At 39.8% G+C, this 20,402-nt stretch carries 19 protein-coding genes and 1 tRNA gene; 6 read left to right on the forward strand and 14 right to left on the reverse strand.

The features are described from left to right. Positions 1 to 256: 256 nt before the first annotated feature. Positions 257 to 329 (reverse strand) — tRNA-Thr (locus PT281_RS00085). Positions 330 to 497: 168 nt separating this feature from the next. On the opposite strand from PT281_RS00085, the gene PT281_RS00090 reads away from it, so the two are divergent. Continuing rightward, entirely contained in the window at positions 498 to 1,199 is a 702-nt protein-coding gene (locus tag PT281_RS00090; RefSeq protein ID WP_277150997.1) for an MgtC/SapB family protein, read from the forward strand. 109 nt (positions 1,200 to 1,308) lie between these two features. Next, entirely contained in the window at positions 1,309 to 2,508 is a 1,200-nt protein-coding gene (locus tag PT281_RS00095; protein ID WP_277150998.1) for a DUF2974 domain-containing protein, read from the forward strand. 74 nt (positions 2,509 to 2,582) lie between these two features. On the opposite strand, the gene PT281_RS00100 is transcribed toward PT281_RS00095, so the two are convergent. The 13 genes from PT281_RS00100 to dnaA all read right to left on the reverse strand — a co-directional run bounded on the left by PT281_RS00100 (position 2,583) and on the right by dnaA (position 16,998). Then, positions 2,583 to 2,741 carry a CsbD family protein gene (locus tag PT281_RS00100; protein WP_277130006.1) on the reverse strand — a complete coding sequence of 53 codons (159 nt, stop codon included), beginning with the start codon at positions 2,739 to 2,741 and terminating at the stop codon, positions 2,583 to 2,585. A 164-nt stretch (positions 2,742 to 2,905) separates the two neighbouring features. After that, complete coding sequence (dnaB, locus tag PT281_RS00105; protein ID WP_277150999.1) at positions 2,906 to 4,288, reverse strand: replicative DNA helicase; 1,383 nt, start codon at positions 4,286 to 4,288, stop codon at positions 2,906 to 2,908. A gap of 39 nt (positions 4,289 to 4,327) precedes the next feature. Then, positions 4,328 to 4,783 carry a 50S ribosomal protein L9 gene (rplI, locus tag PT281_RS00110; RefSeq protein ID WP_277151000.1) on the reverse strand — a complete coding sequence of 152 codons (456 nt, stop codon included), beginning with the start codon at positions 4,781 to 4,783 and terminating at the stop codon, positions 4,328 to 4,330. Between the two features lie 12 nt (positions 4,784 to 4,795). After that, a complete protein-coding gene (locus tag PT281_RS00115; protein WP_277151001.1) occupies positions 4,796 to 6,814 on the reverse strand; it encodes a DHH family phosphoesterase in 2,019 nt (672 codons plus the stop codon). Between the two features lie 146 nt (positions 6,815 to 6,960). Further along, positions 6,961 to 7,197: a 30S ribosomal protein S18 gene (rpsR, locus tag PT281_RS00120; protein ID WP_090093298.1), complete on the reverse strand. Its 237-nt coding sequence runs from the start codon at positions 7,195 to 7,197 to the stop codon at positions 6,961 to 6,963. A 22-nt stretch (positions 7,198 to 7,219) separates the two neighbouring features. Continuing rightward, the gene (gene ssb / locus PT281_RS00125) at positions 7,220 to 7,753 is read right to left on the reverse strand and encodes a single-stranded DNA-binding protein (RefSeq protein WP_277140980.1); all 534 of its coding nucleotides are present in this window, start codon (positions 7,751 to 7,753) and stop codon (positions 7,220 to 7,222) included. Between the two features lie 48 nt (positions 7,754 to 7,801). Then, a complete protein-coding gene (gene rpsF, locus PT281_RS00130; protein ID WP_277151002.1) occupies positions 7,802 to 8,098 on the reverse strand; it encodes a 30S ribosomal protein S6 in 297 nt (98 codons plus the stop codon). A gap of 195 nt (positions 8,099 to 8,293) precedes the next feature. Then, positions 8,294 to 10,780 (reverse strand): DNA gyrase subunit A, encoded by a 2,487-nt coding sequence (gene gyrA, locus PT281_RS00135; RefSeq protein ID WP_277151003.1) that lies wholly within the window; start codon positions 10,778 to 10,780, stop codon positions 8,294 to 8,296. Between the two features lie 10 nt (positions 10,781 to 10,790). Further along, positions 10,791 to 12,755 carry a DNA topoisomerase (ATP-hydrolyzing) subunit B gene (gyrB, locus tag PT281_RS00140; RefSeq protein ID WP_277151004.1) on the reverse strand — a complete coding sequence of 655 codons (1,965 nt, stop codon included), beginning with the start codon at positions 12,753 to 12,755 and terminating at the stop codon, positions 10,791 to 10,793. Next, on the reverse strand, positions 12,748 to 13,884 hold the full coding sequence (gene recF / locus PT281_RS00145) for a DNA replication/repair protein RecF (protein ID WP_277151005.1): 1,137 nt from the start codon (positions 13,882 to 13,884) through the stop codon (positions 12,748 to 12,750). The genes gyrB and recF overlap by 8 nt, the downstream gene beginning before the upstream one ends. 6 nt (positions 13,885 to 13,890) lie before the next feature. Beyond that, entirely contained in the window at positions 13,891 to 14,112 is a 222-nt protein-coding gene (yaaA, locus tag PT281_RS00150; protein WP_277151006.1) for a S4 domain-containing protein YaaA, read from the reverse strand. Positions 14,113 to 14,329: 217 nt separating this feature from the next. Further along, positions 14,330 to 15,460, reverse strand: coding sequence for a DNA polymerase III subunit beta (gene dnaN / locus PT281_RS00155; protein WP_277151007.1), 1,131 nt, complete (start codon positions 15,458 to 15,460; stop codon positions 14,330 to 14,332). A gap of 170 nt (positions 15,461 to 15,630) precedes the next feature. Next, entirely contained in the window at positions 15,631 to 16,998 is a 1,368-nt protein-coding gene (dnaA, locus tag PT281_RS00160) for a chromosomal replication initiator protein DnaA (RefSeq protein WP_277151008.1), read from the reverse strand. A gap of 468 nt (positions 16,999 to 17,466) precedes the next feature. On the opposite strand from dnaA, the gene rpmH reads away from it, so the two are divergent. From rpmH to mnmE, 4 genes are all read left to right on the forward strand, one after another. Further along, a complete protein-coding gene (gene rpmH, locus PT281_RS00165; RefSeq protein ID WP_003549412.1) occupies positions 17,467 to 17,607 on the forward strand; it encodes a 50S ribosomal protein L34 in 141 nt (46 codons plus the stop codon). A 51-nt stretch (positions 17,608 to 17,658) separates the two neighbouring features. Continuing rightward, a complete protein-coding gene (gene rnpA, locus PT281_RS00170; protein WP_277151009.1) occupies positions 17,659 to 18,027 on the forward strand; it encodes a ribonuclease P protein component in 369 nt (122 codons plus the stop codon). A 1-nt stretch (position 18,028) separates the two neighbouring features. Next, complete coding sequence (yidC, locus tag PT281_RS00175) at positions 18,029 to 18,898, forward strand: membrane protein insertase YidC (RefSeq protein ID WP_277151010.1); 870 nt, start codon at positions 18,029 to 18,031, stop codon at positions 18,896 to 18,898. Between the two features lie 116 nt (positions 18,899 to 19,014). Continuing rightward, positions 19,015 to 20,400, forward strand: a complete 1,386-nt coding sequence (mnmE, locus tag PT281_RS00180) for a tRNA uridine-5-carboxymethylaminomethyl(34) synthesis GTPase MnmE (RefSeq protein WP_277151011.1) — start codon at positions 19,015 to 19,017, stop codon at positions 20,398 to 20,400. Positions 20,401 to 20,402: the final 2 nt, after the last annotated feature.

Here is a 20,402-nt window from a genome sequence, read left to right on the forward strand (position 1 = left end):
ACAAAATCAAAAAGGCAGCTTATAACGCGCGGTGGCGATCCCAATAAATCGCTTTTTTATCGGAGCCAAAAAAGCGGGCTTAAAGCCCGCTATATCAACATATATCCTAACCCAAAAAACTATTCTTGGAACCAAGTTAATCACTTGGTTCCATTTTTGGTTCCAAAATAACTTTTATTAATAAAAAATAACCTCAACTTACCTGCGCTAAACGTTGATAAATCAAGGTTAATTCTAAAAAAACTGCATTAAAAAATGCTGACTAGAGGATTCGAACCTCCGACCTCATCATTACTAATGACGTGCTCTGCCAACTGAGCTAAGTCAGCATTGTCTTACTTGACAACGATATTAATTAAACCATATTTAGAGCAATTACGCAAGTAATTTTCAACTTTTTTTCGATTTTTATTATAACTATTCTTTAATCGATATTTTCACAATATTAAGCGGAAAGAGTATAATTAGAAATTATAGTTTAAGAACGGAGTGATATGATGGCTAACCTAACACCGATTAATTCGCAATTACCATGGCTAATGCGGGTCATTGTGGCATCATTATGCGGAGCTTTAATCGGTTACGAACGAGCAATTCAACGAAAGAGTGCTGGGGTCAGAACCCACATTGTCGTCGCTTTTTCGTCGGCATTATTTATGATTATTTCCAAATATGGATTTTACGATTTACTAAGACTTAATGATGTGGCAGTCGACCCATCACGGGTCGCAGCGCAAATTGTTTCTGGGATTTCCTTTATTGGTGCCGGAACAATTTTAATTAAAAAACAGCAGGTTTCTGGTCTGACAACCGCTGCTGGAATATGGGCAACTGCCGCAATCGGAATGGCGATTGGTTCAGGGTTATACTTCTTAGGCATCACCCTGACGGCATTTCTATTCATCATTCAAATGCTATTCCATGATGACAGCCTAATTGACAAAATCATCATGCATATTCGCTTCAATATTCAGATTGAAGCCGTCAACAAACACAACATTTTGAAAACCATTGAAGCTGAATTAAAGGCCAGCCACGTTGAAAATGTTTCTGTTAAAATCCTGTCTGTCAACGATGAGCGAATTGTCTTTTTCGTTGACGGCATTATCAATAACAACATTGATGAGAATGATATCATCATGGCCTTGCGCAAATATCCTGATATCAAGCAGATCAGTTACTCGAGTATGGGTAAATAAAAGTTATAAGCAATAGTTAAGCTATTGCCTTTTTTATGCCGTTATTTTGCTATTAATGGTCTAAATTCATTACAATGGTAATTACTACTTATTAGAAAGGAAGAATTTTATGGCTGGATCACTCGATTATTTACGTTGGCGTGGTGATCTTTTATTCAAAGAAAAACCATTTAACAGTGTTGATGCATCACTGCTTTCATCAATTGTGTATCTTCCCGCTGACGCGTCGGCTGTGGGACATACCTTGGGAGAAGTTGCGGAAAAGCTGCATCACTTACCATCGTTTCAGCACCAGATGCACTCTGAAACTGGTGCCGAAGTGCTATTATTGCCGGAAAGTCCACGCATTGGCAATATGAAAATCCTTGATTGGACCAATCGTTTGGAAAAAGAACCCCACCCCTTACAGTTTACCGCTGCTACTTTTGCCATTGACGACCAGACAATGGTGATTGCCTATCGCGGTACTGATGGGTCAATGATTGGCTGGAACGAAGACATGCGGATGAATTATCTGCCAGAAATTTACGGTCAGAACGTGGCAGCGGAATATCTTGAACAGATTGCTCAAAAATTTCCTGAGCGCCACATCTATCTTGTTGGTCATTCTAAAGGCGGTAACTTTGCCCAATACGCTTTAAGTGCGGTTGAACCGGCTATCCAAGACCGAATTATTAAAGCTATCAGTTTCGACGGGCTGGGATTCTTCCGCGAGGTCTACACCAGTCCCGGCTTTGTTCGTGCAATGCCGAAGATGAAAACTTATCTCCCACAGGCATCAATCTTCGGTGCCATGCTGGATCATCCCGAGCATACATTAGTCGTTAAAAGCGAGGTCGCCATGCGCAACCAACACGATCCGAGGCGTTGGTCAGTTGGTCGGGACAGTTTCACTCTTGCCGATGGGTTAACTCCCGGCAGTCGTGTCATTCGCCATGCTCTAATCACTTTTAACCATTCAATCCCTAAAGACAAGCGTGATGATTCGTTTTCTGCATTGTTTGAAGCTTTTGAAAATGCCGACATTAATGAATTACACCAATTAACCAACAACAAGTTGGTCGGGACCTATCGTTTAGGACGAATTTTAATGTCACTTGAACCCGAGGAGCGTAAGTTGATTACCAAGATTTTTAGCAATATTTGGGATTCTTACAAAAACAACATGACTTTACCATTAATGGCCAATAATTACGAGCTTTACCCAAAAAGTAATGACTCAAACAAGGGACCAATCTTTTACGAATTTTATGATTCGAAGCATCCCGACTTAAAATTACCGCCTAATATCGAACAAAAATTACGGTGAGTTTCACTGTTTCATGTGTAACAAAAAAATAGCTCAGGAACAATTAAGTTCCTGAGCTATTTTACTAGTAATTATTATTTTTTGATTTTATCCTTGACGTCATCGAACTTATCTTTGGCATCATCTGCAACCTTAGCAGCCTTATCCTTAACATCACCAGCTGCTTGTTGAGCTTTACCTTCAACTTCTTTTGCTTTGCCGACAATCTTGTCTTTAAAATCTTTTTTAGCCATAATCTTAAGTCCTTTCTAAAATTATTAACCTGTATCTTTATACCTTCATGGTACATTGATAACTAAATAATGTCATTTAAAAAGTCTTATTTTTATAATTAAAGTTAATAAATCAACAAAAGTCATGAAATTAACTATCTAAATTCCATGACTTATAGTATTTCTTATTCATTCGGTTGATCGTGACTATAATCGAGATTAGAAAAACGATTATATGGTTTAGAAAACATTAACTTAATCGTTCCCCGGCTGCCTGAACGGTTCTTTTCAATAATAACCTCAACCTCACCATTATCATCTTCAGCCTCAACTTCGCCTTGATTATCATCGTCATCCTGTTCATCTCGATAATAATCATCCCGATATAGAAACGAAACAATATCAGCATCCTGCTCAATTGACCCAGATTCCCGAATATCAGAAAGCACTGGTCGTTTATCCTGACGCTGCTCAACAGAACGTGATAATTGCGATAGGGCAATTACCGGCACATGCAGTTCCTTAGCCAGTTTCTTCAACTGTCGCGAAATTGCCGAAACTTCTTGCTGGCGAGATTCACTGCGGGGACCTTCGATTAACTGCAAGTAATCAATTACAATTAACCCCAAATTGCCCTTTTCCTTGGCTAAACGTCGCGCTTGCGCGCGAATTTCGCTCATCTTAATCCCTGGCGTATCATCAATATAGACATTGGCTGTGGCAAGCGACCCCGAGGCTACAATTAATTTGCGCCATTCTTCCTCGTCCAGCTGCCCTGTCCGTAAATGCTGGGAATTAATCAGCCCTTCAGACGCTAACATTCTTTGAACCAGCTGCTCGCCGCTCATTTCTAGCGAGAACATTGCAACAGATTTATCCGTGTGCAAGCCGACATGCTGGGCAACATTTAGAGCAAACGACGTTTTTCCGACACCGGGACGGGCTGCGACAATAATCAATTCATCATCATGAAATCCGGTTGTCATCTTATCCAGCTCCGCAAACCCAGTCGGCAGTCCCGTGACCATGTTGCCGTCTTCAGGAATATTGTTAATCTCCTCAATTGTTGAGTTAACAATCTCTTTGATTCCGCGAAAGCCACTTGCGCTATTTTCCGAGGAGACATTCATAATCTCGCTCTCGGCATTATCCAGAATATCAGTCACATCATCGGAATCTTGGATTGCATTAGTGATGATTTTTTGACTAGCAGAAATCAGCCGCCGCAATAACGCCTTACGGTGAACAATCTTCGCATAATAAGTAACGTGGGCTGCTGTTGGTGTTGCCAAAGCCAGTTCCGAAACATAGGCGATGCCGCCAATATCATCCAGTTGCTTCTTTTTGGTTAGTTCATCCTGCAGCGTTAACGGATCAATCGCATCCTCGCGATCCGCCAAGTCAAGCATTGCTTGAAAAACTAGCTGATTAGCCCGCTTATAAAAATCATCAGGCTGCAATACAGCACTCGCATCCGCAATTGCCTCTGGATCAATAAAGATTGCTCCTAAAACTGCTTGTTCCGCCTCATCATCATGCGGTATTTGTTGCGAAACAATATTATCCATTAATTATGACCACTTTTTTATTAAAATCTAAACCGGACACTAATCTTGCTCGGTGATGTGGACGCGAATTTTCGCTTCTACGCCCTTAAATAACTTAACAGGTACATTTGTGTAGCCTAAAGATTTAATCGGTTCAGGCAGGTTTAATTTGCGCTTGTCGATTTTAATGCCAAATTGCTTTTCCAAGCCTTCAACAATTTTCTTACCCGAAATGGAGCCAAATAAACGAGCATCAGTTCCAGCTTTTGACTTAAAATTAACAACTGTTTCATCTTTTTCTAGCTCTGCCTTGACTTTTTCTGCTTCGGCTTTGTCAGCTTCATAAGCAGCTTGTTCATTGGCTTCAACCCGTTCTAGCGTGTGCATGTTAGCCTTAGTAGCAGCCTTAGCCAAACCACGCTTAATTAAAAAGTTTTGTGCGTAGCCATCAGGAACATTCTTAACTTCGCCACGTTTACCGCGGCCTCTTACATCTTGAGTAAAAATAACCTTCATTTGAAATCTCCTTTATTCGTTTTCTTTCTCATAAGTATCAACCGCATCCGTCAATTTTGCAAGAGCTTCTTCAACGGTCACACCCTTAATTTGTGTTGCTGCATTGGACAAATGACCGCCGCCGCCCAGCTTTTCCATAATTACTTGAACGTTAATACTGCCCATTGAGCGTGCGGAAATCCCAACGATATCCTTAGCACGTCTTGTAATCGCAAAACTAGCTTCAATATTTTCCAGATCAAGTGCAGTATCAGCTGCCTGTGCCGTTACAATTGGGTCAATAATTTTTTTATCTGGACCGCACATAACGGCCATATTAGAATTAATAATCTTTAAGCTGGCAACTAAACTTGTCCGCTCCAAAAAGCTGCCAATATCTTCTTTAAGTAGTTCGCTAACTCCAGTTGAACTTGCGCCAATCGAGCGCAAATAACTTGCCGCATCAAAAGTTCTGGTCCCCGTTCTAAGTGAAAATTCCTTAGAATCAACTGTAATCCCCGCAAGCATTGCTGTTGCTTCAAGGTCAGTCAAAACCCGCTTACCAGAACTTGGCTGTTGGTACTCAATCATTTCTGTTACCAATTCACAAGCAGACGAAGCATACGGTTCAACGTACGTTAACATTGGATTCTCAGGGAATTCTTCACCACGCCGGTGGTGGTCAATTACAATAATGCGGTTCTTCAACCGGTCATACAATTCCTTAGAATAAGTAATCGAATACTTAGAATGATCCACCATGACCAGCATTGACTTATCCGTTACTTTTTCCAAAGCATCCTTAGGCGCAATAAACAGGTCCGCATCTTCATTTGCCTGCTGCATGTTGACAACTAACCGGCCAACATCATAATTGGTCTTGTTAACATCCAGAACAAAATTAGCCTTGACGTTATGCAATTGGGCAATCTTAACAACACCAATTCCGCTACCAACTGAGTCCATATCAGGATTGGCATGGCCAACAACAAACACCCGGTCAGCCTCCTTAAACAATTCACTAATTGCCTGTGAAACCATCCGTGCTCGAACTCGGGTCCGCTTTTCCATAGGATTGGACTTGCCGCCATAGAAGCGAACATCCTTGCCCGGCTGACACAAGACGACTTGATCGCCGCCGCGCCCTAAAGCCAGGTCAAGATTGGACTGCGCTTGGTCGGCTAATTCCGTAATTGAACTACTGCCAAAGGAAATCCCAATCGACAGTGTTAACGGTGTATTATTTCGGCTAGTCTCCTGCCGGATCTTATCCAAGACGGAAAACTTATCTTCTTCCATTTTAGCTAAGTCCTGCATGTGCACTAATAGTAAAAAATGATCCTCATCAATTCGCTTAAGATAGGCATTAAAGTTCTTAGCATAATCACTCAAGGTATTCTGCACATATGAACTCATGCTGGTCAATTCTTGATCATGCATTGCTTCGCTGAGCTCATCGTAATTATCAATAAAAATTTGTCCAATTGCTAATAATTCATTATTGTACTTGTCTTCAATCTGCGCATAACGCGTAATATCAAGCAAATAGATTACGCCTAAATTATCTTGAACAACCATCTCAAACTGATGGTTATCCCAATTTACCGTTTGATTCTCGGCAGTTTTGGCCGCCAGTGACTCATCAATTAACTTATTTAAATCTGGATCAACTGCCTTAATGGTCCGCCCAATTAAGTCATCGTCTTTTAGATAAAGCTGCAAGTACGGATTAACCCACTGAATTTGCCTGTCTTCGTCATAGAGCAAAATTCCCAGCGGCATCTTAATCATTGCTTCTTGTTCGCTGCGCTTAATGCGATACGACAAGCTCACCACAAAGCTATTAGCATTACCAGCTAACACGTAGATACCATAAACGGTAAAGGCAACAGTTAAAATAAAAATCAAAACCATTGCCAAACCAAATAACGGATTCATAATCATGGCAACGATACTGCCTAAAAGTGACAACGCCAAAATAATAATTACCGAAGCTGTCAATCGTGAATCCTTAATAAAAGCAGGAAATCCATTACGCAAAAAATCTTTCATGCAAGATCCTTCCTAAATTAATGTAAAATACATTACTGTTATTATACCTTGGATTCAACTGATAAGAAACTCCCTAATATCCAGCTTAAAATAGCGTACAAAAAATGCGGAAATAACTTTCCGCATTTTTATTTTTATTCAACTGATTAGTCTTCAGTAACGAATGGCAACAAGCCCATAATGCGAGCTCTTTCGATTGCCTTAGCTACCTTACGTTGATTCTTAGCGCTGGTGCCAGTGACACGACGTGGTAAGATTTTACCTCTTTCTGAGATAAAACGTTTCAACAGATCAACGTCCTTGTAGTCAACGTAATCAATATGGTTGGCTGCGATAAAGTCAACCTTACGACGACGATGGCCGCCTCTTCTTTGTTGAGCCATATCCTAGGTCCTTTCTATAAGTTTAGAATGGAAGATCATCATCAGAAATATCAATGGTATCGCCTGATCCAGCAAATGGATCTGTCGGCATACTTGATTGATTATTATTTTGGTTATTCTGATTAGAAGGTCCCATATTTTGAGAATTATTGACATTCGGATTACCGAAGTTGCCATTAAAATTCCCATTATTGTTTGGTGTGTAACCACCATTTTGACTACGGGATTCACGGTCTTTGCGTGATTCAAGTAATGCAAAGTTGTCAACAACAACTTCTGTTACATATACTCTTTGCCCGTCTTTATTATCGTAAGTTCTGGTTTGAATCCGGCCGTCAATACCAACCAATGATCCTTTAGACGTAAAATTACAGAAGTTTTCTGCTGATTTGCGCCAAATGACACAGCTAATAAAATCCGCACCTCTCTCGCCTTGAGCGTTAGTATACTGACGGTCAACAGCAAGAGTAAACGTAGCAACCGAGATTCCACTCCCAGTAGTACGTAATTCAGGATCACGTGTTAAACGGCCAACAAGTACAACTCGATTAATCATACTCCAAGGTCCTTCCTTTCCTAAATCACGATAAACGATAACGTAAAATTATTTGTCTAACTTAACAGTCATTGAACGTAAAACTGCGTTGTCAATCTTTGACAAACGGTCAAATTCGTTAACTGCATCTGCGTTATCAGCAGTGAAAGTCATGATGTGGTAAGTACCTTCACGATACTTCTCGATTTCATATGCAAAATGACGCTTTTCCCAGTCTTTAGATTCAACCATTGTACCACCGTTGTCTGCGATAACCTTATCGTAGTTTTCAACGAGTGCCTTCTTTGATTCTTCATCAATATCAGGTTTAATAATGTAAGTTATTTCGTACTTAGTAGTTGTCATTCTAGTGCACCTCCTTTTGGTCTAAATGGTTCTTGCTAAAATCAAGAACAAGGAGTAATCAATTTTATTACTCGCAATCTCTAATTCTAGCACACAAACAAAAAAATTACCAAACTATATTCACGTGATCTAAAGAGAATTTTATTTCTCTAACTAATAGATACGCCTAAAAGTCTGATAATTTTTTAACTTAAATTAATTTTGTTCTCCCTCAGTCTCAGATTCAACAGCTACTTCCTGATCTTCCTCAGCAGGAACAACTGTTAAACTGGCAACCTTATTGTGCTCGCCCACTTTAATCAAGCGAACACCCATTGTGCTTCGGCTGGTCTGGGAAACATCTGTAATCTTGAAGCGAATCATGATCCCGTCATTGGTAATGACCATAATATCTTGGGTGCCGTCAACTACCGTCACACCAGATAGCGGTCCATTCTTCTGCGTGATATTAGCGGTCTTAATTCCTTTACCGCCACGACCCTTAACTGGATACTCAGTAGCTGAAGTCCGCTTGCCGTAACCTTTTTCAGAAATTACTAGAACTTCATCATGATCACTAATCACGCCTGAACCAACAACATAATCGCCATCGCGCAAGTTAATCCCGCGAACACCAGCAGCTGTTCGACCCATTGCCCGAACGGTCTGCTCATTGAAGCGAACAGCATAGCCGAGATGGGTGCCAATCAGAATATCTTTACTGCCGTCAGTAGTTAAGACGTTGATTAACTCATCGCCATCGCGCAAAGTTAATGCAATCAAGCCACTGTTTCTAATATTGGCAAATTCACTAACGAGCGTTCTCTTAACAGTTCCCATCTTCGTGATAAAGAACAGGTACTGATCATCAGCATTTTCAGGGATATTGATAATTGTCTGAATCTTCTCACCTTTTTCCAGCTGCAAGAGGTTAACAATTGGTAACCCGCGAGCAGTCCGGCTAAATTCAGGAATCTCATAAGCCTTCTTAGAATAGATTTTGCCCTTATTGGTAAAGAATAATAACAAGTCATGCGTACTTGAGTAGATCAACTTCTCAATGAAATCGCCTGACTTCACACCCATGCCTTTAATTCCTTTACCACCACGGTTTTGCGTCTTAAATTCACTAATCAGCATCCGTTTAATATAGCCACTGTGAGTTAAAGTCAATAAAGTATCCTGCTTTTCAATTAAATCTTCGTCTTCAATTGAAACAACTTCACTGGCGCCAATTTCAGTCCGGCGCTTATCACCAAACCGCTTTTGAATATCAAGCAACTCGTTATAAATAATTTCGTTGATTCGTTCAGGTTTTGCCAAAATATCTTTATAATCGGCAATTTTTTCTTGCAAATCCTTATATTCAGCTTCGACCTTATCACGTTCCAAACCTGTCAGCCGAACAAGGCGCATGTCCAAAATGGCCTGTGATTGCTTATCATCTAGCCCAAAGCGACTAATTAAGGCAGCTTTGGCAATATCACTAGAATTACTTTGACGAATAATTTTAACAATTTCGTCAATATGATCCAAAGCAATCTTCAAACCTTCAAGAATATGAGCTCTCGCTTCAGCCTTGGCTAACTCAAATTTTGTTCTACGTGTAACAACGTCTTCTTGATGCTCCAAGTAGTACGACAGCATCTGCTTAATGCTTAAAAAATGCGGTGCACCGTCAACAATGGCCACCATGTTCATCCCAAAGTTAGCCTGCATTTGCGTTAATTTGAATAAATTATTCAAAACCACGCTGGCACTTGAATCACGGCGAATATCAATCGTCATCCGCATCCCAGTCTGGTCGGATTCGTCACGAACACCGGTAATGCCGTCAATTGTTTTGGACCGTGCTAAATCCGCGATTTTTTTAACTAATTCAGCCTTGTTAACCAGGTATGGTAATTCCGTGACAACAATTCGCTCACGACCATTTTTCTCAGTTTCAATATTTGTCTTAGCCCGCACAACGATATTGCCGCGGCCACTTTCGTATGCCCGATAAATACCGCCGCGGCCCATAATAATTCCACCAGTCGGGAAGTCCGGACCAGGAATTGCCTTCATCAAGTCTTTAGTCGTAACGTCTGGATTACTCATCAGCATATGCAAACCACTGATAACTTCAGACAAATTATGCGGCGGAATATTAGTCGTCATCCCGACTGCAATCCCACTGGTTCCGTTAACAAGCAGGTTAGGAATCCGTGCTGGTAACACTACTGGTTCATTTTCAGAATCATCGTAGTTACGCTGCCAGTCAACCGTATTTTTATTAATATCCCGCAACATTTCAACGGCGATTTTACTCATCCGCGCCTCGGTATACCGCATTGCGGCTGGCTCATCACCATCAACAGACCCAAAGTTACCATGGCCGTCAACGAGCATATAACGATAGCTAAAGTCCTGCGCCATGTGTGCCATTGCCAAATAAATTGACGAATCACCGTGGGGGTGGAATTTACCCATAACTTCCCCAACAATTCTGGCAGACTTTTTATATGGCTTATCAGGAGTAACCCCTAATTCACTCATTCCGTAAAGAATTCGTCTTTGGACCGGCTTTAAACCATCACGCACATCAGGTAAAGCCCGCGCAACAATAACTGACATTGCATAGTCCAAAAATGAACTATTCATTACGCTAGTTAGATCGACATTTCTAATTCTGTGATCTTGACCTTGATTGTCGTTATCCATTTAAAACCTCCTAAGCATCCAAATTTTCAACGTATTTAGCATTAGTCTCAATGAATTTTCGCCGCGGCGCAACTTCATTACCCATTAATAACTCAAAGACCTCATCGGCATCCTTGGCATATTCCGGACTAACGCGATCAAGTCGGCGGTTTTCTGGATTCATTGTTGTTTCCCACAATTGCTCTGGATCCATCTCACCTAGTCCCTTATAGCGCTGAACAAGCGGCTTAGGGCTAGGCTGCAGCGCACCCAAATAATCATGTAATTCCTCATCGGTATCAAGGTACTTAACAACTTTACCTTGACGAACCTGATATAGAGGCGGACGTGCGATATACACATATCCTTTTTCAATCATTGGTCGCATGTAGTTGTAAAAGAGGGTAAGCAGTAGTGTTCGAATATGAGCACCATCGACATCGGCATCCGTCATAATAATTAATTTATGATAACGCGCTTTAGAAACATCAAAGTCAGCACCAAAACCTGTTCCTAGAGCCGTAAATAGTGATCTGATTTCTTGATTAGCCAATATTCTGTCCATCGAAGCTTTTTCAACGTTCAAAATTTTCCCACGAATCGGCAAAATTGCCTGCGTTAAACGTGATCGCCCTTGCTTAGCTGAACCACCAGCTGAGTTACCTTCAACGATAAATAGCTCTGAAATACTTGGATCATTACTAGTATTATCAGCTAATTTACCTGGCAAATTAGCAATCTCAAGTCCCGACTTTTTCCGCGTTACTTCACGCGCGCGTTTGGCAGCAGTCCGCGCCCGTTCAGCTAACTGTGCTTTTTCAACGATTTTACGTCCAACTTGCGGATTTTCCATCAAAAAATTGGTAAAAGTTTCCGAAAATGCCCTATCTACTGCTGTTCTGGCATCGGAATTACCCAACTTGGTCTTCGTCTGACCTTCAAATTGCGGATTCGGGTGCTTAACTGAAACAACGGCCGTCATACCTTCACGGATATCTTCACCAGAAAGGTTATCATCCTTATCCTTTAAGATCTTAGCCTTGTGGGCATAGTCATTGACAACCCGCGTTAAAGCAGTCTTAAAGCCAGCTTCATGCATCCCACCTTCATAAGTGTGAATGTTATTAGCGAAGGTCATTAACGTTGTCTTATAACCATTTGTATATTGCAAAGATACTTCAACATTAATTTCGTTGTAGTCCCCTTCAACATAAATCGGTTCATCAAACAAAACTTCCGTACCATGATTTAAAAAGGCAACGTATTCCTTAATTCCACCTTCATAATGATAAACATCAGTCTCGGCTGTTTCTTTTCGCTTATCGGTAAAGGTTAACTTCAAGCCCTTATTTAAGAAAGCTAATTCTCGAATTCGGTTTTTCAAAACCTTATCATCAAAGGTAGTAGTTTCAGTAAAAATATCTGGATCGGGATAAAAGTGAACAATCGTTCCGTGTTCAGTCAATGGCACCGTACCGGTCATTTTCATTTCTGTCTTAACCCGGCCACGATTGAAGTCAATGTAGTACTTCTTGCCGTCACGCATCGTAGTAACATCAAGTTCAGTTGATAAAGCGTTAACTACTGATGCCCCAACACCATGAAGTCCACCAGAAACTTTATAGCCGCCACCGCCAAATTTACCACCGGCGTGTAAAACAGTAAATACAGTTTCTAAAGCTGGACGCCCAGTCTTCTTTTGAATATCAACAGGAATGCCCCGACCATCATCTTGAATAGTTACACTGCCATCGGCATTAACCGTAATTTCAATTTTGGTCGCAAACCCAGCTAGGCTTTCATCGATACTGTTATCAATTACTTCCCAAACTAGATGGTGTAAACCTTGAGAGCTAGTCGAACCAATATACATTCCCGGTCGTTTACGGACAGCTTCAAGTCCACCCAGAACCTGAATTTGACTGGCATTATACTTATCAGCTTCTTTTTCGTATTGCTTGATTTGATCAAGCTCTTCTTCATTATGATCAGCCATTCAATTCTCCTTTTTCCAAATAAATTTTTCCAGATTTAATCCGATAAATCTGAGGCCTTTTAATTATTTCCCAGGAAATACCAGTTAGATCTGTTGTTGTAATAAACGTTTGTGTTTTGCCATGAATATAATTAAGCAGGGCGCTCTGGCGACTATGGTCAAGTTCACTCATTACATCATCAAGTAATAATAAGGGATACTCATTAGTCAACTGGTGCACCAACTGAATCTCTGCTAATTTAACGCTTAGTGCAATAGTGCGTTGCTGACCCTGTGAGCCATAAAGATGAGCATCCTTACCATCCAGAGCAAACTCAATATCATCACGATGCGGACCAGCTAAGGTTGTCCCTTTGCGCATTTCTGCAGCCTTATTTTTATTAAAGTTTGCCAGCAGCTTTTGATAGATTACCTCTGCACTGTCCTTAGCCATAATTTCAGGAACTGACGGCCTATAAGTTAGCGTCAATTCCTCGCCACCAGTACTGATATGGGCATACGCATCGCGCGCATACGTCCGCAAATAATTGAGAAACTTAAACCGCCGCACAATTACTTCAGCCGCAATTCCAGCCAGTTGATCGGCTAATACATCAAGAAACAGTTGGTCATGTGCTTGACCCTTAGATAGTTGCTTCAAGTAATTATTCTTCTGCTGTAAGACCTGCCGATACTTGCTGGCAAAATACAAGTATTCCGGATTAATTTGACCAAATTCTTGATCCATAAACCGCCGTCTTAAAGCTGGCGCACCCTTGATCAAGTCTAAATCCTCAGGTGAAAACAAAATTGCATTTAATTGACCGACATATTTAGACAATTTTGCCTGCTCAACACGATTAACCCAAACCTTTTTGCCCTTTTTGGTGATTAAAACACGCAAAGATAAATCAAGCTGACTTTTGTAAATATGACCAGATATATTGGCATATTCTTGGTTAAAAGCAATCAATTCCTTGTCACTACTAGTTCGATGTGAACGTGTCAATGCCAAAAAATAGATTGCTTCCAGCAGATTGGTTTTCCCCTGCGCATTTTGCCCAATAAAAATGTTGACGTTAGGATCAAACTCAACGTCTAATTGCTGCAGATTACGGTAATTTTGTGCCACAAAATGCTTCAAATACATTAAAGATTACCGAAAAAGATATACTTCATGACCAATTTCAACTCGATCACCTGAACGCAACTTTTTACCGCGCCGATCTTCCTTACTCCCATTTAATAAAACAGGATTATCCTGCAAATACCATTTTGCTTGACCGCCAGAAGAAATGATACTTTCTTCTTTTAAAAATTGACTTAAGGTAATGTACTCACCTTTTACTGTAAATTCTTTGATAATACTCACCTTCATCGCGCTAGTTTCCTATGTTTAAGTATATTCGTTTTGAGGCTAAAAGACAACTTAAAAAGCTAATATAACGCCATATAAACGGTTTTTTATAAAATAAACATTTTATAGCAAATGGGTCTTTAAACTAAATAACGTGCTTATTTTGTCTATTAACAAAAAGCGGAAACAAAAAAGCCCATCGGATTGATGGACCTTTAACTCATAATTTAATTTTGCCTTAAAAAGTTCTAACTGGCGTTATCAATTGAACAAAGTCAATATCGGTTTGCTCAGGATTAACTGTAAATGGTCGTAGTGGCTGGGTGAATTCCATGACAACTGAGTCGGTTACGGAAGCTTTTAAAGCATCACGTAAGTAGTCTGGATTAAACGAAATTTTTAAATTTTTGCCAGTTAAATTTTTAAAACTGACATCTTCTTCAACGTTACCAATTTCAGCGGACTCACCAGATAATTTGGCTGTTTGATTTTCAACATCAAGTGTTAAGTCAACGACATTATTTCTGCCAGCATGGGTCAAAAGACTGGCCCGATCGAGTGCACTTGATAATTCTGTTAGATCAAATTCAACACTGGTTGTACTTTCAGTTGGAATCAAGCGTTCAGTGTCGGGATAACTACCCTCAAGCAGCCGTGAATAAAATAAAATATCGCCAATTTCGAACAAGACTTGACTATCTCCAGGACAAACCCGCACTTTTGGATTGGTTTCACCAATAATACGTGCAAGTTCAAGTAAACTTTTCCCAGGAATGATTAAATCAGTTTCAGTTTGGGGACCATTTTCTAAAGTTAATGCCCGACTGGACAAACGATGTGAATCAGTAGCAACAGCGTGAATTTGATCAGGACTAAAGGTGAAATGTACTCCTGTCAAAACAAGTCGACTTTCTTGGGTCGCAACAGCAAATTGTGTTTCCGTAATAATTTCTCTAAAAGTTTTCCCCGAAATAACAAAAGCGGACTCGTCAGAAATTTCCGGTAATCTTGGATAGTTATTGGCATCCAAGCCGTTAATGGTAAATTCACTGTTCTCTGAAATAATTTGTGTTTGAAAACTTTCTTTTACTTCTAAAGAAAATTCTTTTCCTGGTAAACGACGGATAATTTCACTAAAGAAACGAGCTGGTAAAACAATTGCTCCAGTTGATGCCACAGTTAAATCTTCACTAACCGGAATTTTTAATTCAATGGAGATATCCGTATCGCTTCCTGTTAAGATTAATTCGTTGTCCGTTAAGTTAAGCTTGATACCACTTAAGATGGGAATGGTTGCTCTTGAGGAAATGGCATGCATCACGTTATTTAAATTATCGACAAAAAGATTTCTGTTAATTGTAAATTTCATAAGTGTCTCCTATATAAGGTTTAGTTATTTAGTTAATTATATAATTTAGTTAGTAGTATTAGTAGGTCTTGTGATTTCTGTTAAGAAGTATAACCAGGCCTAAAATAACGTAATTAGTTCGGTTTACAAATTGTGGATATTATTAAAAGTTGTCCACAATTTGTAAACTTTTAGCGGTCAAGCATTTGTTTGAGATCAAAGACAGCAGTTTTAATATCTGAGTCTGTTTTAATTGCCTTACTAATTTTTTCGTAAGCGTGCATGACGGTTGTGTGGTCTTTGCCACCAAACTCCTGACCAATTTTAGGTAGGCTTGAATCGGTTAGTTCACGTGAAAGATACATGGCAATTTGCCGAGGTACAACAATCTGGCGGACCCGCTTTTTACCCTTTAACTCATAGGTTGAAGTCTGAAAGTAGTTTGCGACAACTTCCTGAATTTTAGAAATTTGCAAGCCGCGATTTTTCTGTACTAATTTTAGGTCAGCAAGAGCCTCACGGGCAAGATTGACGTTAATATCTTCGCGCTCAATTGTTGCGTGTGCCTGAACCTTGACTAGCGCACCTTCCAGTTCTCTGATGTTGGTATCAACTTGTGAAGCAATATAGTCCAAAGTGTCATCATCAATTGTTAGGTCTTCTGCTTCAGCTTTTTTACGTAAAATAGCAATTCGGGTTTCAAGATCTGGTGGGGTAATTTCAACTTGCAGACCCCAAGTGAATCGCGAAACTAAGCGTTCAGATAAATCCGGAATTTCGGTTGGCAACCGATCACTGGTCATTACGATTTGTTTTTGGTCATTATAGAGAGTTTCAAAAGTATGGAAGAACTCTTCTTGAATGCCCTCTTTTTTCGCAAAAAACTGGATATCATCAACTAATAATAAGTCACAGGTGCGGTATTTTTCGCGGAATTGATCCTGAGTCTTATTTTTAATTGAATTAATAAAGTCATTAACGAATGTTTCACTTTGAATGTAAACGACTTTCGCATTTGGACGTTCAGCCAGCATTTGGTGACCGATAGCCTGCATTAAGTGCGTTTTACCAAGACCAACACCACCAAAAATAAATAGCGGATTGTAAAAACTCCCGGGACTGTCAGCAACGGCAAGAGCAGCACCAGCAGCTAATTTATTGCCTTCACCCTGAACAAAGTTATCAAAGGTGTATTTTTCATTTAACTTGAGATTGCGGACAAAGGCATTGTGTGTGTGCTTGACTTGCTGCTGCTGTGAAATTTGTGTTTGCGGTTTGGGCGTTACAATTCGTTCAGTACTGCGGTCACCTTCAATTTGAAAAACCGGCGTAATTTCAATATTGGCATAACCATATGCCGATTGAATTAATTGCGCCGCTAAATTTTTTTCCCAATATCCTTTGGTTACCGGATTTTGCACGGCAATTTTTAATTCATGTGTCTCCTTATTGTAGGAAAGTGGTTTAGTATTTTTGAACCAAGCGTTATAGGCAACTTCATTAAAATGCTCACGCATTTCATTATTAAAATGTTGCCAAAATTTATTAATATCAAACAAAGTATCTCCTCCAATAATTTTTAACCCAAGTTATTTTACCATCTAAGCTAAATGTTTTCCACAAGCGAATAAAAGAAATTAAGAATTAACAAGATGTGGAAAAAATTACTTAGATAAATGACAGGTTTGTCGATAATTTAACTGTGGAGAAACTAAATTGTATCTTACTTGTGGATAAAATTTGCTGGCTGATCAATAAATTTTGGCACTTGTGGAAATATATCTACATGATGTGGATATATTTATCAACAGGATGTAGATTGTGGATAAACTTTGAAAATTAGTTGTGCATTATTAAATTGTGGAAAAATAATTTAGTAAAAATTACACAGATAGAAGAGTAGCGGCTAAAAAATTTATCTGACTAATCCAAAATTAATTAGCATTTTTACTTGGTTTTTTACTTTAATCATGCTATTCTAGATATTAAATTGTGCAGTTAGCATATAAAAATGGAGGTGTAGTTTAATGACAACTAAGAGAACTTACCAACCTAAAAAGCGTCACCGTTCACGAGTTCATGGCTTTATGAAACGGATGAGTACATCTAATGGCCGCAAGGTTTTAGCTAGACGCCGTGCAAAGGGTAGAAAAGTCTTATCTGCTTAAACCACTGAATCCCAGTGGTTTTTTTAGTATACAAGAGTGGAATGAAACGTTTTGAGAAAGTCTTATCGAGTTAAAACTGAAAGTGATTTTCAGCGAGTTTTTAAATCTGGTAATTCAGTGGCAAACCGTGCTTTTGTCATCTATAAAATAGAAAAAACAGAAAATAGACACTTCCGGGTGGGAATTTCTGTTGGCAAAAAGGTGGGGCATACCGCGGTTGTTCGCAATCGGCTCAAACGTTACATTCGTGCAGTTCTAACTGAATACAAGCCTGCAATTGAAGCGCAAATTGATTTTTTAGTGATTGCTAGACCGTATACGCGCAATTTTGATATGGCTGAAGTCAAGAAGAACTTGCTGCATGCACTCTTTTTGGCCAATATTATTGAAGAAATACCTGATGAAGTTGAGGAAGATTAGAGTGAAAGACATTTTAACTAAGAGAAATGTCAAACGTCTACTTGCACTGCTGGCAGTTGTTGCACTCGCCGTTGTTTTAACGGGGTGTGCCGCGCAAACTAATGCTAAAGTGGCACCAGTTTCGCATACTAGTGGTAGTTGGTGGAATCGCTGGATCATTTATTATATGTCAGCCTTTATTTTATGGTTGGCTAAAATTATGAGCAATAGTTATGGTTGGGCAATCATTGTCTTTACTGTCATTGTGCGTTTAATTTTGTATCCACTTAGTGCGATTTCTATTAAAAGTACGACAAAGATGCAGGCGATTCAACCGGAATTAAATGAGTTACGCAAGAAATATCCGGGTAATGATACGGAATCGCGGACATTATTGTCTCAAGAAACTAATAAGCTTTATAAAGAAGCTGGGATTAACCCGTATGCAGGCTGTTTACCGCTGATTATTCAGTTGCCGGTAATGTATGCCTTATATGGTGCGATCTGGCAGACACCACAACTTCAGACAGGTCATTTTTTATGGATGGATTTAGGTAAACCAGATCCTTACTTCATTATGCCGATTTTGTCGATGATTTTGACGTTCTTGTCAACTTACATTAGTCAGTTATCAACACCAAAGGAATCACAGACAGGATCAACTAAGTTAATGTCTTATGGAATGGCAATTATGGTCGGCGTAATGGGAATCTATTTCCAGTCTGCGATTGTTTTGTACTGGGTAGTTTCTAACCTCTTCCAGGTTGGTCAAACCTTCATTTTGCAAAATCCGATCAAATATCGCAAGGAGCAAGAAGCTAAGGCTGAAGCTGAGCGTGAACGTAAACGTCAACTTAGAAGAACCTACAAACGTTTAAAGCGTAAAAAGTAAATATTTAGTCTAAAGTGATTTTTAGATAAAGTAGTCAAAGTGCTTTATACATCACGAATTTTTCGTGGTGCTATAATGCGCTTTTTTTATTGAAATTTATTTGAAAAGGAGAAATTATGGCACAAACGTTAACTGAATTTGATACAATTGCAGCTATTTCAACGCCAATTGGTGAAGGTGGAATTTCGATTGTCCGCATGTCAGGCGAAGATGCCGTCAAGATTGCTAATCGGGTTTTTAGAGGTGCTAATTTAGCTAAGGTACCTAGTCATACAATTCATTATGGTCACGTAATTGAGCCGGAAACTAAGCAGGTAATTGATGAAGCGATGGTTTCTGTCATGCTGGCACCGAAGACGTTTACCCGCGAGGATATTGTTGAAATCAACTGTCATGGCGGGATTGTCGTCACTAACCGAATTTTGCAATTACTCTTAAAAGAGGGCGCACGGATGGCAGAGGCTGGTGAATTTACTAAAAGAGCCTTTGTTAACGGTCGAATTGACTTAACTCAAGCCGAAAGCGTCATGGATATCGTGCGTGCCAAGACTGATAAGGCGCGTCAAGTTGCCGAAAAACAGCTTGAGGGTGGCTTACTTGAAAAAATTCGGGCAATGCGCCAGGAAATCTTAGATACTTTGGCAAATGTTGAAGTTAACATTGATTATCCCGAATATGATGCCGATACCATTACTGCTAACCAGATGGCAACCGTTTCTCGCTCAGTTAGTGAGCAAATCACGCAGCTGCTCGATACTGCCGCTGAAGGAACGGCTTTGCGTAATGGGTTAGCGACAGCGATTATTGGTCAGCCTAATGTTGGTAAGTCATCGCTGCTTAATTATTTAACTAAAAGCGATAAAGCAATTGTTACTGATATTGCGGGAACAACTCGCGATACGCTGGAGGAATACGTTTCAATTAAAGGCGTGCCGTTAAAGTTAATTGATACAGCTGGGATTCGGGATACTGATAATAAGGTTGAAAAAATCGGTGTTGAACGGTCGAAAAAAGCCTTGGCGCAAGCAGATTTAGTTTTACTCTTGCTCGATTCAAGTCAAGATTTGTCTTCAGAGGATAGGGAACTAATTACCGCAACTGATGCTAAGAAGCGGATTGTGATTTTAAATAAGACCGACCTGGGTCAAAAACTAACGGTTGCGGAAATTAAAAAATTAACTGGCAGTGAAGTAATTGCCACGTCGATTTTACAAGAAAAGAACCTTACAGAATTAGAGGAAGCAATCAGAAAATTGTTCTTTAGCGGGATTGAAAATTCTAATGATCAGGTAATGGTTACTAATCAGCGCCAAGTGGGACTTTTAGAAAAGGCCAAAAAACAGCTGCAAGACGTTATTCAAGCAGTTAACGATGAAGTGCCAGTAGACATTGCCCAGATTGATTTTAACGGTGCCTGGGATACTTTAGGTGAGATTACAGGTGAAAGTAGTCCGGATGAGCTGGTTAACGAATTATTCAGTCAATTTTGTTTAGGAAAATAGGA

Origin of the sequence: Lactobacillus sp. ESL0701 (assembly GCF_029433445.1) — a bacterium.
Classification (GTDB): Bacteria; Bacillota; Bacilli; order Lactobacillales; family Lactobacillaceae; genus Lactobacillus.